Source organism: Pseudomonas sp. P8_241, assembly GCF_034008315.1.
Lineage (GTDB): Bacteria > Pseudomonadota > Gammaproteobacteria > Pseudomonadales > Pseudomonadaceae > Aquipseudomonas.
The window spans coordinates 2,515,064-2,537,785 of the sequence record NZ_CP125377.1 but is presented as its reverse complement, the minus strand read 5'-3'; the positions used below and the strand labels follow the sequence as shown (position 1 = coordinate 2,537,785).

The following is a 22,722-nucleotide window of genomic DNA, read 5'->3' as shown; positions in this document are numbered from 1 at the left end:
CGCGTGCCAATGGCGATCAAACAATTATTAAAACGCACCAGTGGCTGGCTGTACCTCAACTCCCCGGTGGGCCGCAATCAACTGCACGGCGCCGGGGTGATCCTGATGCTGCACCGGGTGCTGGCCGATGACCGTGCCGCCGAACTGCCCCATCGCAATGAACTGTGCGTCGGCCCGAAGGCCTTCGAGCATCTGTTGGTCTGGCTGAAAAAACACTTCGACTGCGTGCCGCTGATGGAGATTCTGCAACCGGGGAGCGTGCGTTCGGATCGCCCTAAAGTAGCGCTGACGTTTGATGACGGCTGGCGTGACAACGCGATGGATGCATTCGCGCTGCTGCAAAAATACCAGGTGCCGGCGAGCATCTTTCTCTCCACCGATTTCATTGGCAGCCGCCAGCGTTTCTGGTGGGAAAGCATCGGCGAGACCTTGTGGAACAGCCATGGAGAAAAGGCCCGCCTGCACCTGATCGAATGTCTGGCACGACTCGGTCGGCCGCTGCCTGTGCTGTGCGATGACCCGGATGTGCAACGCCGCAGCCTGGCGCTCCTGCACTTTCTGCAACATCTGAAGACCCTGTCTCCGGTCGACCTCAATCGCCTGACCGACGAGTGTCCGCAAGACTCGCTGCCGCAAGCGCTGGACTGGCACCAGGTACGTGCATTGGAAGCCTCCGGCCTGGTACGTTTCGGCCCTCATGGTGCCAGCCACGCGATTCTCACCGGCCTCGACGATCAACGCCTGGACGAAGAACTGAGCCGCAGCCGCGAGGCATTGCTGCAGGGTTGTGATCGGCCGCTGCCGGTCTACTGCTACCCCAACGGCGACAACGATGAGCGGGTGCGCCAAAAGGTGGCGGACCACGACTTCCCGTTTGCCCTGGGCACCGGCACCGGCATTTATCGAGGTACCGAAGACCCGATGGCCCTGCCACGTTTTGGCGTCAGCCAGCGCACGGCGCGTAATCCCGAACTGCTTTCGTGGCGCATTTTCCGAGGGGGTCGCCCATGAGTCGCGGCCACTACCTCAAGCATCTGGCCCTGAGCATGGGCACCAAGCTGGCGATGATCGCCCTGCGCTTGCTGCGCAACGTGTTGCTGGCGCGGATTCTCGGCCCCAGCGAACGCGGTCTGTTTGCCTTGCTCAGTACCCTGCCTGACCTGATCAGCGCCGCCACCAGTGGCGGCCTGAATTCGGCCGTCGGCTATCAGGCGGCCAAACAACGGCCGATGGGTTTGTTGTTGAGTCAGGTGCTGGTCTTCGGCTGTCTGCTGGCGTCGCTGCTGACCTTGTTGGTGGTGGCGCTGACCCGTGAGTTCGGCAGCGAACTGGACATCACCACGCAACTGGGTCTGCTCGCCTGGCTATTGTTGTTGGCGGTGCCGCTGACCGTGCTCAAGAGTGGTTTGCTGACCTTGCACAACGCCTCGGGCGGCGTGGTCGCCTTCAACGCCCTGCGCCTGATTGAATCGCTGACACCCTTGCTGTTGTTTCTGGCGCTGTTCTGGATGTGGAAAACCGCCGCTCTGGAAGCCGCGTTGATCAGCTGGCTGGCGGGTCTGAGCCTGGTGGTGCTGGCGGGCTGGGTGTGGCTCAAGCGCGATCAACCACTGACCCTGCAATGGGACCGCGCCAGCCAGAACGAGCTGTTGCGTTTCAGTGCCCGCAGCCATCCGGATTTGCTGTTCCAGCAAGTGATTCTGCGTTCCGACTACCTGTTCATTGGCGCCCTGCTCGGCACCACTGCACTGGGGCATTACGCCATGGCCAGCGCCGCCGCCGAGTTGCTGCTGATCGTGCCTGAAGCGGTGACGACACCACTGATGAAACGTCTGCTGCAACAGGAGGAAGGCATCGAAAAATTGACACCCCTGGCCCTGCGCCTGACCGCGACCGTGATGCTCGGGGCGTGCCTGACCATGGCGGTGATCGGCGAATGGTTGATCGTGACGTTGTTTGGCCAGGCGTATCAACCGGCCTATCCAGCCTTGCTGGCGCTGCTGCCAGGACTGCTGGGGCTGTGCTACGCAAGCATCCTGCGCCTGGATCTGCTGGGTAAAAATCGCCCGGGTACGATTTCGTTGCTGATGGGGCTCAGCGCCCTGCTCAACCTGGCGCTCAATGTGGTGTTGATCCCGATCTACGGCATTGTCGGCGCGGCCGCCGCATCGTCTATCGCCTACCTGGCAGTGACCCTCGCCTTGCTGGTGATGTATTGCCGACTGAGCCAGGTGCCGATCTGGCAAACACTGATCATCCTGCCCAGCGACATCGCGCCGATGCTGCTGATGCTACAACGGAAGTCGGCATGAAAAGCCTGTTGATGTTGATGAGCCTGGGCCTCGGCCTGGGTGCCGAGGCAGCGCCAATGCGCTGGGCGGATATCCGCGACGGCAGCCTTTATCTGCAGACCGATCGCCCTGACACGCTGACGGTGCTGTGGGCACCGGCCTGGCAGGCCGAGGCCAATGAAGAACACCTCTACCTGGTGGACGGCCGGGGCAAACTTCAGGGCGAACGGCTGATTGCACCCAGCGAACCTCGGGGCAGTCAACGCTGGCCCCTGACACCGGGCGCTGCCAGCTACCGACTGGAAATTCCAGGCTACAGCTTCCGGCGTTATACGGTTGAACACGACGAGCACACCGTCGCCCGGTTCGCACCGGCCAAGGTGCACTTCAGCGCCGAACCCCGTGACGGTGACGAGTTGTATTTCAAGGTCGCGGCCGGCGAGCACGCGGTACTGGCCGGCAAGTTCCACGGAGGTGTCGGCTCCTTGCAAGTACAGCGAGTGAGTGACGGCAAACAACTGTCCATGCCCCTCAAGCCCTATCCAGCCTACTGGCAGTTCGACAAGGTCGAGTTACCTGGTGCATCTTCCGACCAGGTCTGGCGCCTGCGTCTGCGTGGCAGCGGTAAAGTCGCGTTCTGGCTCGACGGTACGGCCAATTTGTTCGCGCAGAACCCGCAACAGCTCCAGCCATTGCGCGAAGAAGAAGGTGACACTCGGCTGACGCTGCACGAAGAGGTGCTTGGCCAAACCCCAAAACTGGCCATCGCCCTGCCTTACGTGTTGCCGCCAGACTCCAGCTTCGCTGTCCTCGATGCGCTCCAGCCACAGGCCGGGACCTATTACAGCCTGGTCGATATCATGGCGACGCGGCCGCACTACGAAGACGCGTTCCGTCGGCTGTATCAAGATCGCTTCGGTATCAGGCAGGACATCACCCTGTTGGCCGGCAGACAGCGCCAGGCCGATCTGCGTGCCGACACCACCAGCAACGCAGGCCTGGACGCCTGGCTTGCCGCCACCCGCGCGCTGGGGGGCAAGGGCACGCACTACATCGGTTTTGCCGACGAGCCGAACCTCAATTACGCAGACTACGCCAGCTACAAACGCATCTTCGACAGCATGGCCCGGCAAGTGCGCAGCAATCGCGCCAATGCCGAGGCCGGCGTACGCATTGCCATGCCGGCCAGTTCACGGTTCGTCAACGGCCCCTTCGTGGACAACGCCTCCGACAAGCGCGGCATCGACTGGGCACGACGCCTACTGGCCGAATCCGGCGATCAGATCGATGCCCTGGCCTGGCACGAATGGATGGTCCGCGACCTGCTGGCCACCCGTGTCTATCGCGATAGCGTACGCCGCGCTGCCGACCTGGTGGGCCTCGACGCACAGGGCCGGCCGCGCAAGGCCTTGTTGCTGGACCAGACCAACATGTCCAGCGGCGCCAGCCTCAGCCCCTACGATCAGGAAACCCATTTCGCTTCGTTATGGTGGACTTCGGTCGTCATCAACTCGGCCCAGGATGGTTTGCTCGACATGCTCGGCTGGTTCCAGGCCGCCGACGAACCCGAGTACCCCAAAGGCATGCTGCGTGTGCTTGGCGAGAATAAATTCGAGCTCAAGCCCGTAGGACTGGCGCAGCAATTTATTCGCAAGCATTGGCTGCACGATGTATTGCGCCTGGAAAACGACGCCTTCGAAGTTGATGTGCTTGCCATGGCCAGCGACCACCAGCGCAGCCTGTTGGGCGTGAACAAAGGCACACGCTTGCAGCATGTGAGTCTGGCCGGGGCCGACTGCTCGTTGACCAACGGATCATTGCGCTATTTCGGTGCCGACAACCGCAGCCGTGACGCACCTTTCAAATGCCTGGACGGCCGCGTCAACTTCGAGCTGCCAGGAGAAACCCTGTTCGCCCTAAGCTGGAGCGTTTCGTGAACCTCATTGATTTTTTACCGCGCAGTCGAATCGTTGCGCGTTGAGCCACTCCACTCACGGGAAAACCCGTCAGGAGTTGAACCATGAATGTCCTGCGTAAACTCAGCGATCACATCAAGCAAAAAGGCCTGCGAGCCACCGTCAGCAAGCTGTGCAAGCACTATGTTTTCTATCACGAGCAATTGCTGTGGATGGAGCGCGATCTGGTGAGCCCGGTGCCACCGCACAAGCTGCGCCCCTATAAACCGCTGCGACTGGAAACCATCACCGCGCAAAACGCCGTGGCCTTCACCCGGCACTTCGGCGACCGAGTGGGCACCATGGCGGAACTCGCGTCCGAAGGGCACACCGGGCACATGTACCTGGATGAGAACGGCGATACCGTGGCCTTCATCTGGGGCAGCAAACGCGACTACTACGACCGCCACTACTACGGGTGCACGTTCCCGGTCAAAGCAGGTGAGTTCTTCGAGTTCGGCGGAGAACAGATCCGCGCCTATTGGGGTACAACACTGTCGGTCGACTTCCAGCTGAACCTGTGGAAAGCCATGGCGGACCAGGGCTGCAACAAAGTGGTGGATGTCTGCGAGTCCCACAACATTCCTGCCCTCAAGCTGCACATTCGCATGGGGTATCAGGAGCAAGGGCGGATCATGAACGTCTATAGCCTTTTCGGCTGGCGCTTCTACCGCGAAACCCGCTACAGCGGCTCACGCCTGGATGCCTTGCGCAAACCGGAACGTGCCCCTGTCCCAGCTTCGGTGACTTGATTACATGAGCGCACGATTCGAATGGCGCACCTCGGTGTGCGCTCCTGACTTCCCGGCAACGGCTTACGAAGCGTTGCGCTTGCGCGTGACGGACCACACGCCGTTCAACACGCTGGCCTGGCTGTGCGCGTCGGAGCAGGCACTCAAAAGTGGCGAGCAACTGCACGTGCTACTGGGTTGGCAGGACGAAGCATTGGCGCTGTGCCTGCCGCTGGTGGCGTCCGTGGAGCGCTTCGCCCGATTGCCGTTTCGGGTCCTGCACCATTTGGGGCATCCGCTGGCCGATCGCCTCGCGCTGCTTACGAGGCTGGACAGCGATGACATCGGCAAGGCACTGGCAGAGATCCGTCAACATCTGCCCCACGCCTTGCTGCAACTCAATGAACTGGCGGGCCCCACGAGTGAGGAACGGACCCTCAAGGCGTGGATGTCTCGCAGCTCGACAGCTGAGCAGCGCCTCAGTTGCCGGGTGCCGGTGCATCTGATCAGCGACGCCGACCATCAGGAAGTCTCGGGAGATCCACGCTACAAACTGCGCCGGGCGCGTAAACGCATCGCCGCGTGCGGGGCCTTGGTGCGGCGGATCACTCCCGATGCAACAACGATGGGACCGTTGCTCAAAGCCATCAGCGAAGTCGAAGCGGTGAGCTGGAAAGGCGATGAAGGGGTCGGGATTTTCTCCGATGAACGCCACCGCCAGTGGATGGACCGCGCCTTCACCGCCCTCGCCGCCCGGGGTCTGGTGCGCGTGGTGGTGCTGGAACTGGAGGGGCGTTGCATCAGTTATCGCCTGGGCTTGCTGGAACAGGGTCGGCTGTACGATTACAACCTGGCGTTCCTGCCGCAATATGCCGATCTGGGCAGCGGCCGGGTCTTGCTCGAAGAATGGATACGCTGGGGCCTGGAAGACAACTGGCGCTGGATCGATGCGTCACGGGTGAGCCTGGAAAACTCCAGCCATCAGTTGCATGAGCGCATGACCGGGCAACTCGAACACTGGCGCTGGAGTTTCTACTCGTGGCGCCCCAGCGGCTTGGCACTAGGGCTGGCGTTGCGGGTCTGGCAGTGGCTCAAGCCGTCATTGCAGCAATGGCGTGCGCGCCGCGCGGCGACAGCGACAGCGACAGCCGCCACTGCCACCGCCACCGCCACCGTTGCGACGGTCACTCCGCCCGCCGTTACAGCACCTGCAAAAAAAACGTCTGCACCTACCGAAAAACTCATGGAGGGTGAACATGCCTCGGCAAGTCATAGTCAACGCTGACGACTTCGGCCTCAGTGCCTGCGAAAACGCGGTGATCCTGGGAGCCTTCCAGGCCGGCATCATCAGTTCCGCCACCGCCATGGCCAACATGCCTGCGTTCGAAGCGGCTTGCGTCCTGGCCCGGCATCCATTGCTTGAAGGACGCATCGGCCTGCATTTCAACCTGACCTACGGCCGCCCTTTGAGCCAAAGCATTCTGCAGCGCCCGAACTTTTGCGACAGTTCCGGTGTGTTCGACCTCAATCTGGCGCGCACGCGCCTCTGGCTCAGCCGCCAGGATCGCCACGCCGTGCTCGAAGAACTCCAGGCCCAATGGCAACGCTGTGTCGATAACGGCATGCGGCCCAGCCACCTGGATTCCCATCAGCATGTGCACAACATCTGGCCTGTCGGCGAGATCGTCGCGCGTTTTGCCGCTCGCCAAGGCGTACCGGTAAGACTGGCGCGCAATCTGGGGCAAAACCTCAGCCTGCCCAAGCGCGTGTTCAAGGACTTGCTCAACCGTCGCCTGAGCCATCTCGCGGGCGCCACCGCCGACTACGTATGCACCCCCGTGGACCTGCGTAATGAAGAGCCACCGACCGATGGCTTGCTGGAGATCGTCGCGCACCCCAATCAGCTTGGCGCCGACTTCGGCGACGCCTATCTGGAGCCGGGCGAATCCTTGAGTGCGTTACTGGAGCAGCGATTGCGCGGCGTCCCGCGGGTGGCCTATAGCGTCGCCGGCAATGCCGCGCAAAACCGTGCTCAGGCCGTTCTGGAATAACCTTCCAAACCCCGTTTTTGCAGGGCTGTTAATACCCGGAAATGGCCTGGGACGGGCACCTTTTTGGCGCCTGAAAATTGTGTCAAAACTGATACACAACTTGATACAACTTGCTGATCACCGCGCTGCCAAGAAATTGCCACCGTGATCTATACCGAACATTACTTTCACACAGCAAGGCCAATCCCTGGCCAAGGAGGGCTCCATGAGCCTGATCGAAAAACTCCGCGAACGAATCAAACAAAAAGGCTTGAGCCGCACGTTCAGCACACTGTGGAAACGCTATGTGTTTTTCCATTGGGAGTTGCTCTGGATGGAGCGCGATCTGGTCAGCCCGGTGCCGCCACACAAGCTGCGCCCCTACCCCCCCGTCAAACAGGTAACGATTACCCCGCAGAACGCCACGGCGTTTGCCAGGCACTTTGGCGACCGCGTCGAAACCATGGCCGAACTCGCTGCCGAAGGTCATACCGGGCACATGTATGTGGACGAGCAAGGCGATGCCATCGGCTTCATCTGGGGCAGCACCCGCGACTACCACGACCGCCACTACTACGGATGCCTGTTTCCAGTGAAGCAAGGTGAGTTCTTTGAGTTCGGCGGGGAAATGATCCGCGCGTTTTTCGGCACCCGGTTGTCCGTGGATGTACAGGTTGCGCTCTGGCAAACCATGGCGGCGCAAGGTTGCAACAAGGTCGTGGACGTCTGCGAAACCCACAACGTTCCGGCCCTGAAACTGCACATTCGCATGGGCTATCAGGAACAGGGTCGCGTCACCCACGTTTATGGCCTGTTCGGCCGCTGGCGCTTTTTCCGCGAAACCCGCTACACCGGCTCGCGCCTGGATCCTCTGCGAAAACCGGGACGGCCGGTGGTCACGGCGGCTGCGGGAGCTTGATTCGAGGTTTTATCCGGGGAACTGATTCGTACTGCTCGTAATGGTGATGGATCAGTCAAGAGGTGTGTTGACTGATCCATTGCTATCGCGAGCAATCAAGCGTCGACCAGCTGCTCATACAGGGATCAGGATTACTGATCGGACTTGATGCTGGTCCAGACACGCGTACGGACACGTTCGAGCTTTTGCGGTAGCGGCTGCACCACGTAGAGCGTCTTCAACGCTTCGCTGGTCGGCGTCAGGTTCGGGTTACCGGTGATGTCCTTGTTGATCAGCGCTAGCGAATCGGTGTTGGCATTCGGGTAGCCGAGGAAGTCGCTGATCGGTGCGATGACTTTCGGCTCCATCAAGTGGTTGAGAAACGCGTGGGCTTCGTCGACGTTCTTCGCGCTTTTTGGAATGGCGAACGTATCGAACCAGATCGGCGCACCTTCTTTCGGCAGACGCCAGTCGACGACGACGCCGTTGCCCGCCTCTTTGGCGCGATTGCCGAATTGATAAAAACTGCCGGAATAGCCGATGGCGACGCAGATATCGCCGTTGGCGATGTCGGTCATGTATTTGGCCGAGTTGAAGTAGGTGACGTAAGGGCGAACTTTCAACAGCAGCGCCTTGGCTTTTTCGTAGTCATCCGGATTCTGGCTGTTCGGGTCCAGTCCCAGGTAATGCAGGGCAATCGGCAGGATTTCGGAAGGCGAATCGAGCATCGCTACGCCACACGCCTTGAGCTTCTCCATGTTCTCGGGCTTGAACACCAGGTCCCAGCTGTCTACCGGCGCGTTTTCCCCTAACGCGGCCTTGACCTTGGCCGGGTTGAAGCCGATCAACACAGTGCCGTACATGTAAGGCATGCCGTACTGGTTGCCGGGATCGTTCTTGTCCAGCAGCTTGAGCAAGGCCGGGTCCTGATGCGACCAGTTCGGCAGCTTCGACTTGTCGAGTTTCTGGAACACGCCGGCTTTGATCTGGGTCTCGATGAACTGGTTCGACGGTACGACCAGGTCGTACCCGGAGTTGCCGGTCAACAGCTTGGCTTCGAGGGATTCGTTGGTATCGAAGGTGTCCCAGGTCACCTTGATTCCGGTTTCCTTGGCGAAATCCTTGGGCACGGACGGCAGGATGTAATCCGCCCAGTTGTACACCCGCAATTCGCGCTCTTCGGCGTGCACCGCGCTGGCCAGCAGCGACAGTCCACAAACAGTGGCGCCCAGCATGCGTTTCATTGTGACCATGGATTTTTCCCCAAGTGTGGCGTGAGTACGATGGTTTTTATGTTCTGTACACGGCAGCGGCCTTGAAAATGGCCAAGGGCAAGGATCTGGAAATTCTAGTTGTGGTTTGGGTGGTCGTTGCGCTATCGGCAACCTGTGCCTGATTCTTGCCGACGGTGTGGCCGGAGCACAGCGTGAGGTTGGCCAAAAGGGGATCGTAATGGCCAATTTCGCTGTCCGGATGGATGCCACCGGCCAAAAGAGCTGCCCATTGCAGGCGCTCCTACCCTCGACGCGGTGACACCCGAACGCATGGATTACTGGCGATCAAGCGCGCCAGACCGGGTTCTCGATCAGCAATGCCATGCCCTGCCCACCGCCGACACAGGCAGCGGCGACCCCATAACGCAGGTTGTGTTCGCGCAATTGCCGGGCCAGTGTCAACACCAGACGCAAGCCACTGGCGGCCAACGGGTGGCCGAGCGCGATTGAGCCGCCGTGGACATTCAGACGGGAGCCGTCCAGTTCCAGCGCCTGTGCCACGGCCAGAACCTGAGCAGCCTGGGCTTCATTGATTTCGAAGCGGTCAATCTGATCCAGACTCAGGCCGCTGCGTTGCAACAGCAGCTGGATTGCCGGTGCCGGACCGATACCCATGAACTCCGGCGCCACACCGACCACCGCACTGGCTCGCAGTAAGGCCAACGGCGTATCCCGGCAAGCCGAAGCACGTGAGACCAATGCCGCTGCCGCGCCATCGACCACTGCACAACTGTTGCCGGCGGTTTGTACCCCACCTTCGTGCACGGCGCGCAATCGGGCCAGTGCCGCCAGGTCTCCGGGGCGTGGATGGCTGTCTTCGCTCACCGCGTCGATGCCGCGTGGCAGGCGAATACCGCGAGGCTGATAGCCTGGCAGCTCAAAGGTCTGAGTGACTACACCAACGATCTCGGGCGCCAGCCAGCCCGCTTGCTGCGCCGCCAATGCACGCTGATGGCTGGCGCAAGCGTAGGCATCCACGGCTTCGCGAGCCAAGCCATAATGTCGCGCCAGATTGTCGGCGGTGGTGATCATGTCGACACCAGGAGCCGGGTCGTACAGCGCCTCCCACAGAAAGTCCTTGAACTGCACCCCGGCGCCCAGGCGAAAGCCACCGCGATGGGTATAAGCGGCAATCGGGTTGCGCGACATCGATTCGGCGGCCACGCACAGCGCCAGTTGCACGCCGTCATCCAATTGCCCGGCTGCCTGACGCAACAGTTCGAAGCCGGTGGCGCAAATACGCTGCACCCCCAGCGCCGGAACCGATTGCGCCACACCGCTGTAGAGGCCGATATGCCTTGGCAGCATGTAGGCATCGAAACTGGCCTGAGCCATGGAACCCGCCAGCACGCTGTCTACCGCCAGAGGATCGACTTGCGCACGAGCCAGCACTTCACGCCCCGCCTTGATGCCCAGATCAATCGGCGAAACCTCGGCCAGCGCCCCACCGAGATCCACCCACGGCGTTCGCAGCGCATCGATGATCGCCGCATCGGCAAAGGCCGAATACTGCCCACCCGCGCTCATGACTTCGCTCCGGCGCGCAAAATGGCCGGGTCGAGTCCGCGATACAGCGCTTCGACCTTTTCTGCACGCCACTGCAAGACCGCACGCTGATTGATCGAGCCCTTGTCGGTGATCTCTCCCCGGTCGATGGAAGCCGGCTCGTCGAGCAAGGCGATCCATTCAAGTCGACTGGCATTGCCCGTGGCCTCGCGGTTGAGCCGTTGCAACCAGTCGGCGAACCACGCGCGCACCGGCGCACTGGCCAACACTTCGCTGTCGCTGGCACTGCCCGCGAGCCCAGACAACCGTCGACATTCGAACATCCGCGCAAACACCAATGCGCCCAGGCATTCACGGTCCGGCGCGGTCACCACCAGGTCCTGGACATAGGGCGAACCTTCGAGCACCGCACGATTGCGCAAAGGCCCGACGCTGACAAACACCCCGGACGACAGCTTGAAGTCTTCGGCGATGCGACCGTCGAACATCAGCCCCAATTGCGGATCACACGGGTCCGCGAGCTTGAGCGCATCGCCGGAACAATAGAAACCCTGATCGTCGAATGCATCGAGCGTCTGCTGCGCTGATCGCCAGTAGCCGGGCATGATGTGCGGTCCACGGAAACGCCCTTCCAGTTTGCCGTCCACCGGCACCAGGCGCACCTCGCAACCGGGTGCCGGCAGGCCGACATAACCGGCCATGGACAACGGTCCGGTGGTGAAGGTGCAGGAAGGCGAAGCCTCGGTCATCCCGAGCCCGGCCATCATGCGGATACGCTCACCGCAGTGCTGTTCGCTGACGCGGTCCAGACGGTCCCAGACACTTTGCGACAGACCGGCAGCAGCGAAGAAGAACAGGCTGATGCGCTTGAAAAAGATCTCCCGCAGTTCCGCGTCCTGCTCCAGTGCCGAGGCCAGCTCTTCCCAGCCTTTCGGTACGGTCAGGTAAGCGGTTGGCGACACGTCCTTGAGGTTACGCAGGGTCTGCGCGAAACCCTGCGCCGTGGGCTTGCCGTCATCCAGGTAAAAGCTGCCGCCGTTGTACAACACGATGCCGACGTTGTGGCTGCCGCCGAAAGTGTGGTTCCACGGCAACCAGTCCACCAGCACCGGGGGTTCTTCGCCGAACACCGGAAACGTCTGCAACAGCATCTGTTGGTTGGCGCACAGCATGCGTTGGGTGGTGATCACTGCCTTTGGCAATTTGGTCGAGCCGGAGGTGAACAGGAACTTGGCGATGCTGTCCGGCCCCGTACTGGCAAACGCTGCTTCGGCCTCGGCCCCGCCCGGTTGTTCAAGCAAGCTGGCAAAGCTGACCTGGCGACGCCCCGCGACTTCACCCTGGACAGTAATCAATGGCGTTTGAGCGGGTAGCACGGCCTCGATGGCGCGTTGGTAGGCGGCGGCATCACTGACAAACACCAGGCCCGGCTGCAGCAGGTCGCAGACGTGCCGCAGCTTGGCGAAATCCTGGGACAGCAGCGAATAGGCCGGCGACACCGGGCAGTAGGGAATGCCCGCGTACAGGGCGCCGAACGCCAGCTGCAAATGCTCGATGTCGTTGCCGGAAAGCAGCACCAGCGGTTTCTCTGCGCACAGGCCGTAACTCAACAGGCTCTGGGCAATCGCCCGGACACTGTCGAGCATCTGGGCGTAACTGACCCGACGCCATTCACCGTCAGCCTGGCGGGCAGCGATGAAGGTTTGCTCGGGACGCACGCTGGCCCAATGCACCAGGCGGTCGAGCAGTCGTGGCGCAAACTCGGCCAATGGCGCCAGTGAACGCATGTGCAATGCGCCCTGCTGCTCTGTCACCTCGACCGCCGCGCGACCGATGGACACGTGACGGTAGCGCGGCGCACTGGTATCGGTGTGGGGTTGCGATCTGAATTCGGAACTCACGTGTTTGTTCTCCATCAAGGCACGCTACCACCCCGCAAGTACGAATGGGCATGGTGGTGGCTGCAGCCTTTTTTATTGTTATTTGTGCAGTTCAGATAGGGTAGTGCCGCGGCCCATGCTGCAGTGTGACCCAGCGTAACTGGGTAAAATGCTCGATGGAGGCCTTGCCGCCAAAACTGCCGTAGCCGCTGGACTTGACTCCGCCGAAAGGCATTTGCGCTTCGTCGTGCACAGTCGGGCCGTTGATATGGCAGATGCCCGACTCGATCCGTTGGGCCAGCGCCAGGGCGCGCCCGGTGTCGCGGCTGAAGATCGCCGCCGACAACCCGAATTCCGAGTCGTTGGCCAGGCGCAGCAGCGCTTCATCGCCCTCCCCGCGCAACATCACTGCCACCGGGCCGAAGGATTCTTCGCGGTACAAACGCATGGTTTCGTCGACGCCGTCGAGCAGGGTCGGCTGCAAAATACTGCCTTGCAGTTGCCCGCCAATCACCAACCGCGCCCCCTTGGCCAGGGCGTCGTCGATCAGCCCCTTGATGCGTGTGCCGGCACTGGCATCCACCAGCGAGCCGAGCACCGAGTCCGCCGCCGCAGGATCACCGGCGCGCAGGGTCTCGACCTTGGCCGCCAGCTTGGCAACAAAGGCATCGGCAACCTTGGCATCGACAATCAGGCGTTCGGTGGACATGCAGATCTGCCCCTGATTGAAATATGCGCCGAAGGCTGCCGCCTCGACCGCCGCATCGAGGTCGGCATCATCAAGCACCAGCAACGGCGCCTTGCCGCCCAACTCCAGCAAGGCCGGTTTGAGGTGGCGCGCCGAGAGCTCGCCGACGATGCGCCCGACATGGGTCGAGCCGGTGAAGTTGACCCGCCGCACCGCCGGGTTGGCAATCAGTCGCTCGACAATCGCCGCGGCATCCGCCGGGGCATTGCTGATGACATTGACCACGCCATCGCCCAATCCGGCATCCTGCAAGACCTGGCCGATCAGACGGTGCACCGCAGGGCTCAGCTCCGAAGCCTTGAGCACCACGGTATTGCCACACGCCAGCGGCATGGCGATGGCGCGGGTGGCGAGAATCACCGGGGCGTTCCACGGGGCGATGCCCAGCACCACACCACAGGGTTGGCGCAGGGCCATGGCGAAACTGCCCGGCACATCCGAGGGAATGACTTCGCCATTGATCTGGGTGGTCATCGACGCCGCTTCACGCAGCATGTTCGCTGCCAGCCGCACGTTGAATCCATACCAGTTGGCCATGGCCCCGGTTTCGCCGGCCGCCGCGATGAACTCGTCGCTGCGCGCCTGCAACTGCTCGGCGGCCTTGAGCAAACGAGTGCGACGTTCATTGGGCGCCAGGGCGGCCCAGACGGGAAATGCCGCCTGAGCGGCAGCCACTGCGGCATCGGCATCTTCCAGGGTGGCTGCGGCCACCCGCGACACCACCTCGCCGGTCACCGGGTTGCGGCGTTCAAAGGTTCGACCGTCGCGGGCAGGCAGCGACTGGCCGCCAATCAGCAGGGGCACGTCCAGCATGGTGATTCCTCTTTATTGTCGTTATCGGGAATGCATTCGATCGATGCAGAGCGCCGGGGTGCAAATGCACCCGGCGATCCGTCTCAGCGCTTGTAAGCCTGAAGACCTGGCTTGATGCTCTTGTCGTCGAGGAACTGCTTCATGCCCTGCTCGCGGCCACCTTCGGTATCGAGCAGACGCGACTGGTCAAGCTTGGCGTACAGGTAATCCTCGTTCTGCTCCCAGGTCAGCTCGCGGCAACGTTTGAAGCCATGCTTGGCCGCACGCAGCACCACCGGGTTTTTCTCCAGCAGGTTGCGCGCCAGCTCGATAGTGACTTCACGCAGTTGCGCCAGCGGCACGCTTTCGTTGACCAGGCCCATCTCGGCGGCTTTCTGCCCACCGAAGGTCTTGCCGGTCATGATGTAGTACAGCGACTGACGATGGCCCACGGTGTCGGCCATGGCCTTGCTCACCAGGTTGCCCGGTGGAATGCCCCAGTTGATTTCCGAGAGGCCGAAGGTCGCTTCGTCGGCGCAGATCGCCAGGTCACAAGCCACCAGCGGGCTGAAACCGCCACCGAAGCACCAGCCGTTGACCATGGCGATGGTCGGCTTGGCGTACATGCGCAGCAGTTTCCATTGCCATTGCGAGGCTTCACGGCGGATTTTTTCCTGAAGGATTTCCGGGCCCGCATCCACTTCGCGGAAGTATTCCTTGAGGTCCATGCCTGCGGTCCAGGCATCACCTGCACCGGTGAGTACCAGTACGCCGGCCGCCGGATCCTGCTCCAGGGTTTCCAGCACATCGATCATTTCGCGGTTGAGCGTCGGGCTCATGGCGTTGCGTTTTTCCGGGCGATTGAGGATGACCCACGCGATGCCTTCTTCGATTTCGACTTTGACGGTTGTCCAGCGACCTTCGTAATTGCTCATGGCGATGCTCTCTTGTTCTTGGCTTGAAGATGACTGGAAATTAAAGGAGCAAATTAGTTATGTCAATTAACTATTAATCAAATAAACCAATTTTTCATCGCCAACCAAAAGCCCCAACGCTCATCATCAATCACCACGACCATAGCTATCAGCGTCCAACCCCGGCAAACTAGATAGCCTTGTTAACCTCTACTTCTTCAGGATTCACCTGCAATGGCCAAGTCTTCTCCTTCCGCCGACCCGAGCGAGACCCCGTCCGCCAATGCCCAGATGCAGGCACCGCTGGACTCAGCGCTGGACGATTTGATCGGGTACGCCATGCGCCGGGCTCAACTCAAACTGTTCCAGAACCTGATCGGCCGCCTATCCGCCCACGACCTGCGTCCGGCACAGTTCTCGGCCCTGGCGATCATCGACCAGAACCCAGGGCTGATGCAGGCCGACCTGGCCCGCGCACTGGCCATCGAGCCGCCCCAAGTGGTGCCGCTGCTCAACAAACTGGAAAGCCGTGCGCTGGCGGTACGGGTGCGCTGCAAGCCGGACAAACGCTCCTACGGGATCTTTTTGAGCAAGACCGGCGAAACCCTGCTCAAGGAACTCAAGCAGATCGCCGCCCAGAGCGATTTCGATTCCACTTCAGCGCTGACCGGCGGGGAACGCGAAGAGCTGTTGCGCCTGTTGAGGAAGGTTTATCAGGACTGAACGCGTGATGCCGGCACACCCCTGAAGGGTGGCCGGCAAGCCACATCGAGCCTGCTCTGGCTACCAGATCGGCAAGGTGTAGAGCACCTGGAAGCGGGTCTGGTTTTCATCACGAAAGGCCGTACCGCTCGGGAAGTCATTGCGGTAGATCGCCTTGCGGGCCAGCAGCCCGACGTTTTTCAGCGGGCCGCTCTGGATCACATACCCCAGCTCCATCTGGAACTCGCGCTCTTTGCGGTCCTCGGCGTTGAAGGCGGCCAACTCGATATTGTCACCGCGCAGGTAACGTAACCTCCCCTTCAAACCGGGCACTCCGGATGCGACGAAGTCGTAGTCGTAGATCGCTTGCCAGGTGCGCTCTTTGGCGTTGAGAAAATCCGAACCCATGGTCTGCTCGCTCATGCCCATCAACTCGGTGCCGGAGATGTAGGGCGTTGCCGAGTCGCCACTGGAATGCATATAGCCGAGGCTCACCCGATGCCCGCCCAAGCGATAGCCGAACAATGCCGAGAGGTTGATATTGTCCACCTCGCCCGCCTTGGCGCTGCCATCCTCACGGCTGAAAAAACTGCGTAAATCACTGGTGAGCACACCGTCCCCGAGCGGCAAGTTGTGCAGCAGCGCGAGGGTGTCCTGTTGGTACAGCTCGGCCACCTCGGCATGATAGGCGCGCAGACTGAGTTCTTTGTTGACCTGATAATCGCCCCCCACGTACGCCAGATGCGAAGTGGTGGCGGCGCCGTTGAATCGTCGGTTTGGCGTGGCGATGCTCATGGCCTGATAGTCGGTGGAATCGCGCTTGTTGATGCGATCGATGTAGCCGGTGTTGAGGGTCAGGCCATCGATGTCTTTGGAACTGAGGGTCGTGCCGCGAAAGGTCTGTGGCAACAATCGCGATGGGCTGGCAAAGGCAAACGGCAGGAAAATCGAAACATCGCCGCTCTTCACTGTGGTTTGGGCAAATCTTAGTTTGGCTGTCGGGGCGAGCCGTGAATATTCATCCGCCGCGCGCTTGTCGCTGGCCGACACCGGCAACAGCTCGGTGCCGCTGCGATCAGGCGCAGAGTCGAGTTTGACCCCCAGCAGCCCGCGAACATCCAGGCCGAAACCCACAACCCCTTGGGTAAAACCCGACTCCATGCCCAGGATGAAACCCTGTGCCCATTCCCGTGCGGCGGTCTTGGCTCCGTCATCCTTGTAGTCCCGGTCCAGGTAGTAATTGCGCAGAGTCAAGTTACCGTGGCTGTCCTCGATAAACCCCTCTGCGCGCAGCGCTGAGGGTAGAACGCTGATGCCGAGTAGCACCATGAGCAATCCTGGATTGACCCTGGACACACAGGAAACTGACGCCGCGGTTTCGACGTTGACGGGGTATTTGGGCATGTTCGATTGTCCATTTTTATTGTTGTTCTGAATGCCTGACGACCACAGGGCAGTCGGCTTCGCAGACAGAGAATGGAAACAGCCGATGGCAATCGTCAACCATGAGTAGCCGATAATCGAACATTAATATTATTATCTATTTATCCACCACATCTTAACCAATGAATTAAACCGTTGTTTTTTATGGTTTTAATTGAATTATTTGTGTTTTTTTAGAGATTATTCATTTTTTAGTTATATTTGTTATCTTAATCACCAGCCATCACATCCATTTGCCCGAGCGCAACGGAATGGCTCGACTCCACAACAAAAACAACAATGAGGTTCACCCATGGACAGTCCATCGCGTCGCTCGACGCTGACAATCGCTTTGTGCTTTATCGTGGCGCTGATCGAAGGGTTCGATCTGCAGGCTGCCGGCACCGCCGCCGCCGGATTGCGCCAGAGCTTTGCCCTGGACCCGAAGATGATGGGCTGGGTGTTCAGCGCCGGAATCATCGGTTTGCTGCCCGGCGCTTTTTTTGGCGGCTGGGTGGCCGATCGTATCGGTCGCAAGAAAATCCTTGTCGGCGCCGTACTGCTGTTCGGCGTGTTCTCGCTCTGCACCGCCTATGTCGAGACCTACACCAGCCTGTTGCTGGTACGCTTCATGACCGGCCTGGGACTGGGCGCCGCCCTGCCCAACCTGATTGCCCTGTGTGCCGAGGCCGTAAGCGAGCGTCATCGAGGGACCGCCATCAGTGTCATGTATTGCGGCGTGCCGTTGGGTGGTGCACTGGCGGCCGTGGTGGCGATGTTTTCCAGTGAACACTGGCAGACCACCTTTATCATCGGCGGCCTGACGCCCTTGCTGGTGGTGCCGTTGATGGCGCTGCTGCTGCCCGAGTCCACGGTGTTCCGCCAGCAACATGTTTCGACTGCCAGCCCACGCGCCTCCACCGGCCAGGCGCTGTTTGGCGAAGGCCGTGCACGCAACACCCTGGCCTTGTGGCTGAGTTACTTCTTCACCCTGACTGTGATGTACATGCTGCTCAACTGGCTGCCGTCGCTGTTGCTGGCACAGGGTTTCACCAAACCTCAGGCGGGCATGGTGCAGATGCTGTTCAATATCGGCGGCGCCATCGGCTCGTTGCTGGGTGGTGTGATGCTCGACCGCGGCAACGGTCTGAAGGTCGTATTGTTCGTGTACGCAGGTTTGCTGGCGGCACTGGCCGGGGTCGGCCTGTCGGTGGGTATCGTGCAAATGGCGATCGCCGGGTTTGCCGTCGGCCTGTTTGTCATGGCGGCGCAACTGGTGCTCTACGCGCTGGCGCCACCGTCCTATCCGACCTCGGTGCGCGCCACCGGTGTCGGGGCAGCGGTGGCCATCGGTCGCCTGGGTTCGGTGGCCGGTCCCTTGGCCGCCGGGCAGATCCTCGCTGCAGGCGCAGGGACTGCGGGAGTACTGCTGGCGACTTCACCGGGACTGGTGATTGCCGCGCTGTCGATCATTACCGTGATTGCCCGCAGCAGTACAAAAACCGAGGCACAACCGCAAGCTCTTCTGTAGGAGCGAGCATGCTCGCGATGGTCACTAACGATTACGCGTGTTGACTGGTTAAACACGGCGTTCATGAGTCCATCGCGAGCAAGGCTCTCCCTCACGTTATCAGTCGGTATAACCCAACCGGCTCGCCACGCTCTCCTGCACCTTGCCCCGAGTCGCCAGACAGTAATACAACGGGCACGTCACTAGCAGTCCCACCAGCCAGGACAGGTCGGCGCCTTCGACCAGGTTGGCGTACGGCCCGACGTACAACGAAGTGTTGGCGAACGGCAGCTGCACGATGATGCCGATGAAGCAGGCGATGATCGCGTGCAGATTGAAGCGCCCATAGATCCCGCCGTCAGCACGGAAGATCGAGGCGATGTCGTAATGGCCACGCTTGATCAGGTAAAAGTCGATCAGGTTGATCGAAGCCCACGGCACCAACACCAGCAGCAGTGCGAGAATCAGGCCGATGAATTGCGAAATGAAATCCGCCGAAGCACCCAACGCCACCACACAGCAACCGGCCAGCACGATGCTCGACAACACCACGCGCACCTTGATACTCGGCGTCCACTGACTGGCGAATGTCTGAATCGAGGTGATGATCGACAGCACAGCGCCATACAGATTCAGGGCGTTGTGGCTGATGATGTTGAGCAAAAACAGGACCATAAGGATCGGCCCGAGCCAACCGGTGGATTGCTTGACTGCCGCCATCGCCTCGGTGCCTTGGGGGGTCGCCAGGACCGCCACGGCGCCGAAGGTAAACGACAGGATCGTGCCCAGCGTCGCGCCCAGGTACGTTGCGAAAAATGGCCGGGCGATGCCGATATCCGCCGGCAGGTATCGAGAATAGTCCGACACGTATGGCGAGAAACTGATCTGCCAGATAATCCCCAGCGACACGGTGGCCAGCCAGCCGGACAGGTTGAAGCCACCGCGAGTGAAGAAGTCCGCCGGCAGGTCATGGGCAAAGATGTAGAGGAAACCGGCCAGCAACGCACTGCCCATCACCCAGGTGCCGATGCGGTTGAGGGTATGGATGAAGCGGTAGCCAATCACCCCGATGGCCGTGGCACTGAGCGCACCGAGCAGGATGCTCGCCGGGACCGGAACCGACGGCGCAATACCGACGATCGATTTGCCCGCCAGCACGATGTTGGAAATGAAGAAGCCGATGTAGATCAGCGCCGCAAAAAACACGATCAACAGCGCGCCGTAACGGCCGAACTGCCCACGGCTTTGCACCATTTGCGGAATGCCCATGCGCGGCCCTTGCGCAGAGGCGAGAGCAATCACCAGTCCGCCGACCATGTGTCCGAGCGCAATCGCCAGCAAACCCCAGAGCAGATCGAGGTGGAACACCTGGACCACCATGGCGCCGGTCACGATGGGCAGTGGCGCGATGTTGGTGCTGAACCACAGGGTGAATAGATCGCGGGCCTTCCCGTGGCGCTCTGCGAGTGGAACGTAGTCGACCGTATGGTTCTCGATCAACGGATCTTGCCGGGACATCTGGGACATATGCATGAACTCGAGTTTGTCTGTTCTTATCTTTGTATGAAGCCAAACCGGGGGGACTCGCTGGCCGCCCCTCAGATGCAAACCATATTATGGTATTCCAAACTTTAAACAAGACTGAGCCGGTCTTTGAAACCGCATCTGCACCGGCATCCTGCCCGATTCGCTTAAGTCCTGCATGCCATAAAACCCAGTAAACATTGACTTTCAGACGAATGTCGTACGTTTATCGGTTCACTTAAAAAGACCTTGCAAACGATGTATTACGGTATACCATCAGACCTACAAACACATAAAAACCGCGTCACACCCCCCGAGGACCGTCCAATGATCGATGCCGCCATCTATAAACAAGTCATGGGTTCGTTCCCCTCCGGCGTGACCGTGATCACCACCCTCGATGACGACGGGCAGATCGTCGGCCTGACGGCCAGCGCCTTCAGCTCACTGTCCATGGACCCGGCGCTGGTGCTGTTCTGCCCCAACTACAGCTCCGACTCCTACCCCGTCCTGATCAAGAACAAACGCTTTGCCATCCATGTGCTGTCCGGCGGCCAGCAAAGCGAAGCCTATGCCTTCGCCCGTAAAGGCAAGGACAAGGCGCAGGGCATCGAGTGGACGTTGAGCGCGTTGGGCAATCCGATCCTGGCCAACGCGACGGCGGTCATCGAGTGCGAACTGTGGCGCGAATATGAAGGGGGCGACCACGCGATCATGGTTGGCGCGGTGAAGAACCTGATCGTGCCCCAACAGAGCAACGGGCCGCTGGTGTATTGCCACGGCAAGATGGGTGCCCTGCCCGTTCTGGCCTGACCATTGAAAGGATCGCAGCCTTCGGCAGCTCCTACAGGAGAGAGCGCCCGTAGGAGCTGCCGAAGGCTGCGATCTTTTGCTCCACAATACGTATTATGGTATACCGAAAAAACATTACCCGAGCCTACAGGCCAATAACAAAAGATCCGAGGTAAGCGTCATGAAGTTTTCCCTGTTCGTACACATGGAACGTTGGGACGAAAGCGTCAGCCACCGCCAGTTGTTCGAGGACTTGACCGAGCTGACGTTGATGGCTGAGGCCGGTGGTTTCAGCACCGTATGGATCGGTGAACACCACGCCATGGAGTACACCATTTCGCCAAGCCCGATGCCGTTGCTGGCTTATCTGGCGGGCAAGACCACCACCATTCACCTCGGCGCCGGCACCATCATCGCGCCGTTCTGGCACCCGCTGCGGGTGGCCGGTGAATGTGCGTTGCTCGATGTGATCAGCAACGGTCGCATGGAAGTCGGCCTGGCCCGTGGCGCTTATCAGGTTGAATTCGATCGCATGGCCGGTGGCATGCCCGCTTCCAGCGGCGGCCAGGCCTTGCGGGAAATGGTCCCGGTGGTGCGCGCACTCTGGCAAGGCGACTATGCCCATGACGGCGACATCTGGAAATTCCCGACCTCCACCAGCGTACCCAAGCCGATCCAGCAGCCGAACCCGCCGATGTGGATCGCCGCTCGCGACCCGGACTCGCACAATTTTGCCGTAGCCAACGGCTGCAACGTCATGGTCACGCCGCTGATGAAAGGCGACGAAGAAGTCCTCGATCTGAAGAACAAATTCCAGGCCGCCCTGGACAACAACCCGGACGTGCCGCGCCCGCAATTGATGGTGCTGCGTCACACCCACGTGCATACCGCTGAAGACGCCGAAGGCTGGAAAGTCGGGGCCAGGGCGATTGCGAAGTTTTACCGCACCTTCGATGCCTGGTTCGGCAACAAGACCACCCCGGTCAATGGCTTCCTTGAGCCAAGCCCGGAGGAGAAATTCGCCGGCCGCCCGGAATTCGAACTGGAAAGCCTGCACAAAACCGCCATGATCGGTACGCCGGAAGAAATCATTCCGCGCATCAAGTACTACCAGGAACTGGGCGTCGACGAATTCAGCTTCTGGTGCGATAACAGCCTGCCCCATGCGGAGAAGAAAAAATCCCTGGAGCTGTTCATCAAACACGTCGTGCCAGCGTTCCGGTAGGCATTTGTCCTGTGGGAGCGACGGTGCGACGATTCGACCTGCTCGCGATGGACGCCAACGATAACGCGTGGCGTTTGAATGACCGAGTTGTCCAGAGTTTTTCGCGAGCAGGCTCGCTCCTACAGGAGATCGATTCCGATGATCACTGATCGTCTCCCCCCACTCGTCCTCCCCTCCGGCGCCGCGCAGGCATACCTGCACGGTGAATGGAGCGCTTCGCACCTGCATTTCAAGCGCCTGCGCGCCAGCGTTTCGGCCAAGCAGGAATTCGGGCTCTTCGTAGGCGCTGGCTTGCCAGCGAAGGCGTCTAGCCTGATGCAGCATTGCATTGCCCGGTTCGCCGGCAAGCCGGCTCCTACAGGTTTAGGCTGCGAGACTGCGTGCTGGAACGAGCCTCGACAGGCTTTGAACAGCCAGGTTCTACCCCTATCAAATTTCAGGCAAAAAAAATCCCAGGCAGCTGATGGACGCCTGGGATTTAAAAATGCATAAACCGTGGTGGTGAACGCGGCGCGGATATTACGGAAT

The 22,722-nt window shown here is 60.6% G+C and carries 19 protein-coding genes; 12 read left to right on the top strand and 7 right to left on the bottom strand.

The genetic code is table 11. The features are described 5' to 3' along the window. Positions 1 to 9: 9 nt before the first annotated feature. The 7 genes from QMK58_RS11670 to QMK58_RS11640 all read left to right on the top strand — a co-directional run bounded on the left by QMK58_RS11670 (position 10) and on the right by QMK58_RS11640 (position 7,926). Complete coding sequence (locus QMK58_RS11670; RefSeq protein ID WP_053158264.1) at positions 10 to 1,011, top strand: polysaccharide deacetylase family protein; 1,002 nt, start codon at positions 10 to 12, stop codon at positions 1,009 to 1,011. Then, positions 1,008 to 2,312 (top strand): lipopolysaccharide biosynthesis protein, encoded by a 1,305-nt coding sequence (locus QMK58_RS11665; RefSeq protein WP_053158260.1) that lies wholly within the window; start codon positions 1,008 to 1,010, stop codon positions 2,310 to 2,312. Before QMK58_RS11670 ends, QMK58_RS11665 begins: the two co-directional genes overlap by 4 nt. Then, positions 2,309 to 4,228 (top strand): hypothetical protein, encoded by a 1,920-nt coding sequence (locus QMK58_RS11660; RefSeq protein ID WP_053158257.1) that lies wholly within the window; start codon positions 2,309 to 2,311, stop codon positions 4,226 to 4,228. Before QMK58_RS11665 ends, QMK58_RS11660 begins: the two co-directional genes overlap by 4 nt. An 83-nt stretch (positions 4,229 to 4,311) precedes the next feature. Beyond that, positions 4,312 to 4,998 carry a hypothetical protein gene (locus QMK58_RS11655; protein ID WP_053158254.1) on the top strand — a complete coding sequence of 229 codons (687 nt, stop codon included), beginning with the start codon at positions 4,312 to 4,314 and terminating at the stop codon, positions 4,996 to 4,998. Positions 4,999 to 5,002: 4 nt separating this feature from the next. Continuing rightward, positions 5,003 to 6,262 carry a GNAT family N-acetyltransferase gene (locus QMK58_RS11650; RefSeq protein ID WP_320396316.1) on the top strand — a complete coding sequence of 420 codons (1,260 nt, stop codon included), beginning with the start codon at positions 5,003 to 5,005 and terminating at the stop codon, positions 6,260 to 6,262. After that, positions 6,234 to 7,028 carry a ChbG/HpnK family deacetylase gene (locus tag QMK58_RS11645; RefSeq protein ID WP_053158248.1) on the top strand — a complete coding sequence of 265 codons (795 nt, stop codon included), beginning with the start codon at positions 6,234 to 6,236 and terminating at the stop codon, positions 7,026 to 7,028. Before QMK58_RS11650 ends, QMK58_RS11645 begins: the two co-directional genes overlap by 29 nt. Positions 7,029 to 7,233: 205 nt before the next feature. Continuing rightward, the gene (locus tag QMK58_RS11640; protein WP_053158245.1) at positions 7,234 to 7,926 is read left to right on the top strand and encodes a GNAT family N-acetyltransferase; all 693 of its coding nucleotides are present in this window, start codon (positions 7,234 to 7,236) and stop codon (positions 7,924 to 7,926) included. A 131-nt stretch (positions 7,927 to 8,057) separates the two neighbouring features. On the opposite strand, the gene QMK58_RS11635 is transcribed toward QMK58_RS11640, so the two are convergent. The 5 genes from QMK58_RS11635 to QMK58_RS11615 form a co-directional block, all read right to left on the bottom strand. After that, positions 8,058 to 9,158 (bottom strand): polyamine ABC transporter substrate-binding protein, encoded by a 1,101-nt coding sequence (locus QMK58_RS11635; RefSeq protein ID WP_320396315.1) that lies wholly within the window; start codon positions 9,156 to 9,158, stop codon positions 8,058 to 8,060. Positions 9,159 to 9,464: 306 nt separating this feature from the next. Then, positions 9,465 to 10,706, bottom strand: coding sequence for a thiolase family protein (locus QMK58_RS11630; protein WP_053158239.1), 1,242 nt, complete (start codon positions 10,704 to 10,706; stop codon positions 9,465 to 9,467). Then, the gene (locus tag QMK58_RS11625; protein ID WP_320396314.1) at positions 10,703 to 12,586 is read right to left on the bottom strand and encodes a feruloyl-CoA synthase; all 1,884 of its coding nucleotides are present in this window, start codon (positions 12,584 to 12,586) and stop codon (positions 10,703 to 10,705) included. The genes QMK58_RS11630 and QMK58_RS11625 overlap by 4 nt, the downstream gene beginning before the upstream one ends. A gap of 91 nt (positions 12,587 to 12,677) precedes the next feature. Further along, positions 12,678 to 14,126, bottom strand: coding sequence for an aldehyde dehydrogenase (locus tag QMK58_RS11620; protein ID WP_053158233.1), 1,449 nt, complete (start codon positions 14,124 to 14,126; stop codon positions 12,678 to 12,680). A gap of 83 nt (positions 14,127 to 14,209) precedes the next feature. Then, on the bottom strand, positions 14,210 to 15,040 hold the full coding sequence (locus QMK58_RS11615) for a p-hydroxycinnamoyl CoA hydratase/lyase (RefSeq protein ID WP_053158231.1): 831 nt from the start codon (positions 15,038 to 15,040) through the stop codon (positions 14,210 to 14,212). 213 nt (positions 15,041 to 15,253) lie between these two features. Here QMK58_RS11615 and QMK58_RS11610 point away from each other — a divergent pair, with 213 nt between their 5' ends. Continuing rightward, on the top strand, positions 15,254 to 15,742 hold the full coding sequence (locus QMK58_RS11610; RefSeq protein WP_053158228.1) for a MarR family winged helix-turn-helix transcriptional regulator: 489 nt from the start codon (positions 15,254 to 15,256) through the stop codon (positions 15,740 to 15,742). Between the two features lie 60 nt (positions 15,743 to 15,802). Here QMK58_RS11610 and QMK58_RS11605 read toward each other — a convergent pair whose 3' ends face one another. Further along, positions 15,803 to 17,125, bottom strand: a complete 1,323-nt coding sequence (locus QMK58_RS11605) for an OprD family porin (RefSeq protein ID WP_082344451.1) — start codon at positions 17,123 to 17,125, stop codon at positions 15,803 to 15,805. Positions 17,126 to 17,456: 331 nt separating this feature from the next. On the opposite strand from QMK58_RS11605, the gene mhpT reads away from it, so the two are divergent. Further along, positions 17,457 to 18,674: a 3-(3-hydroxy-phenyl)propionate transporter MhpT gene (gene mhpT, locus QMK58_RS11600; protein ID WP_053158209.1), complete on the top strand. Its 1,218-nt coding sequence runs from the start codon at positions 17,457 to 17,459 to the stop codon at positions 18,672 to 18,674. Between the two features lie 99 nt (positions 18,675 to 18,773). Here mhpT and QMK58_RS11595 read toward each other — a convergent pair whose 3' ends face one another. Further along, the gene (locus tag QMK58_RS11595; protein WP_053158206.1) at positions 18,774 to 20,180 is read right to left on the bottom strand and encodes a purine-cytosine permease family protein; all 1,407 of its coding nucleotides are present in this window, start codon (positions 20,178 to 20,180) and stop codon (positions 18,774 to 18,776) included. A gap of 324 nt (positions 20,181 to 20,504) precedes the next feature. Between QMK58_RS11595 and QMK58_RS11590 the strand changes: the two genes are divergently transcribed. The 3 genes from QMK58_RS11590 to QMK58_RS11580 all read left to right on the top strand — a co-directional run bounded on the left by QMK58_RS11590 (position 20,505) and on the right by QMK58_RS11580 (position 22,686). Beyond that, a complete protein-coding gene (locus QMK58_RS11590) occupies positions 20,505 to 20,990 on the top strand; it encodes a flavin reductase family protein (RefSeq protein WP_053158203.1) in 486 nt (161 codons plus the stop codon). 160 nt (positions 20,991 to 21,150) lie between these two features. Further along, positions 21,151 to 22,194, top strand: a complete 1,044-nt coding sequence (locus QMK58_RS11585; protein ID WP_053158200.1) for an LLM class flavin-dependent oxidoreductase — start codon at positions 21,151 to 21,153, stop codon at positions 22,192 to 22,194. Positions 22,195 to 22,332: 138 nt separating this feature from the next. Continuing rightward, complete coding sequence (locus QMK58_RS11580) at positions 22,333 to 22,686, top strand: hypothetical protein (RefSeq protein WP_320396313.1); 354 nt, start codon at positions 22,333 to 22,335, stop codon at positions 22,684 to 22,686. Positions 22,687 to 22,722 lie beyond the last annotated feature (36 nt).

Excerpts from the sequence above, each read along its gene's own strand:
- QMK58_RS11595 (WP_053158206.1), bottom strand. The coding sequence starts at position 20,180 with ATGTCCCAGATGTCCCGGCAAGATCCGTTGATCGAGAACCATACGGTC.
- QMK58_RS11655 (WP_053158254.1), top strand. The coding sequence starts at position 4,312 with ATGAATGTCCTGCGTAAACTCAGCGATCACATCAAGCAAAAAGGCCTG.
- QMK58_RS11640 (WP_053158245.1), top strand. The coding sequence starts at position 7,234 with ATGAGCCTGATCGAAAAACTCCGCGAACGAATCAAACAAAAAGGCTTG.
- QMK58_RS11650 (WP_320396316.1), top strand. The coding sequence starts at position 5,003 with ATGAGCGCACGATTCGAATGGCGCACCTCGGTGTGCGCTCCTGACTTC.
- QMK58_RS11610 (WP_053158228.1), top strand. The coding sequence starts at position 15,254 with ATGGCCAAGTCTTCTCCTTCCGCCGACCCGAGCGAGACCCCGTCCGCC.
- QMK58_RS11635 (WP_320396315.1), bottom strand. The coding sequence starts at position 9,158 with ATGGTCACAATGAAACGCATGCTGGGCGCCACTGTTTGTGGACTGTCG.
- QMK58_RS11665 (WP_053158260.1), top strand. The coding sequence starts at position 1,008 with ATGAGTCGCGGCCACTACCTCAAGCATCTGGCCCTGAGCATGGGCACC.
- QMK58_RS11630 (WP_053158239.1), bottom strand. The coding sequence starts at position 10,706 with ATGAGCGCGGGTGGGCAGTATTCGGCCTTTGCCGATGCGGCGATCATC.
- QMK58_RS11660 (WP_053158257.1), top strand. The coding sequence starts at position 2,309 with ATGAAAAGCCTGTTGATGTTGATGAGCCTGGGCCTCGGCCTGGGTGCC.
- QMK58_RS11585 (WP_053158200.1), top strand. The coding sequence starts at position 21,151 with ATGAAGTTTTCCCTGTTCGTACACATGGAACGTTGGGACGAAAGCGTC.
- QMK58_RS11605 (WP_082344451.1), bottom strand. The coding sequence starts at position 17,125 with ATGCCCAAATACCCCGTCAACGTCGAAACCGCGGCGTCAGTTTCCTGT.
- QMK58_RS11620 (WP_053158233.1), bottom strand. The coding sequence starts at position 14,126 with ATGCTGGACGTGCCCCTGCTGATTGGCGGCCAGTCGCTGCCTGCCCGC.
- QMK58_RS11590 (WP_053158203.1), top strand. The coding sequence starts at position 20,505 with ATGATCGATGCCGCCATCTATAAACAAGTCATGGGTTCGTTCCCCTCC.
- QMK58_RS11615 (WP_053158231.1), bottom strand. The coding sequence starts at position 15,040 with ATGAGCAATTACGAAGGTCGCTGGACAACCGTCAAAGTCGAAATCGAA.
- QMK58_RS11580 (WP_320396313.1), top strand. The coding sequence starts at position 22,333 with ATGATCACTGATCGTCTCCCCCCACTCGTCCTCCCCTCCGGCGCCGCG.
- QMK58_RS11670 (WP_053158264.1), top strand. The coding sequence starts at position 10 with ATGGCGATCAAACAATTATTAAAACGCACCAGTGGCTGGCTGTACCTC.
- mhpT (WP_053158209.1), top strand. The coding sequence starts at position 17,457 with ATGGACAGTCCATCGCGTCGCTCGACGCTGACAATCGCTTTGTGCTTT.
- QMK58_RS11645 (WP_053158248.1), top strand. The coding sequence starts at position 6,234 with ATGCCTCGGCAAGTCATAGTCAACGCTGACGACTTCGGCCTCAGTGCC.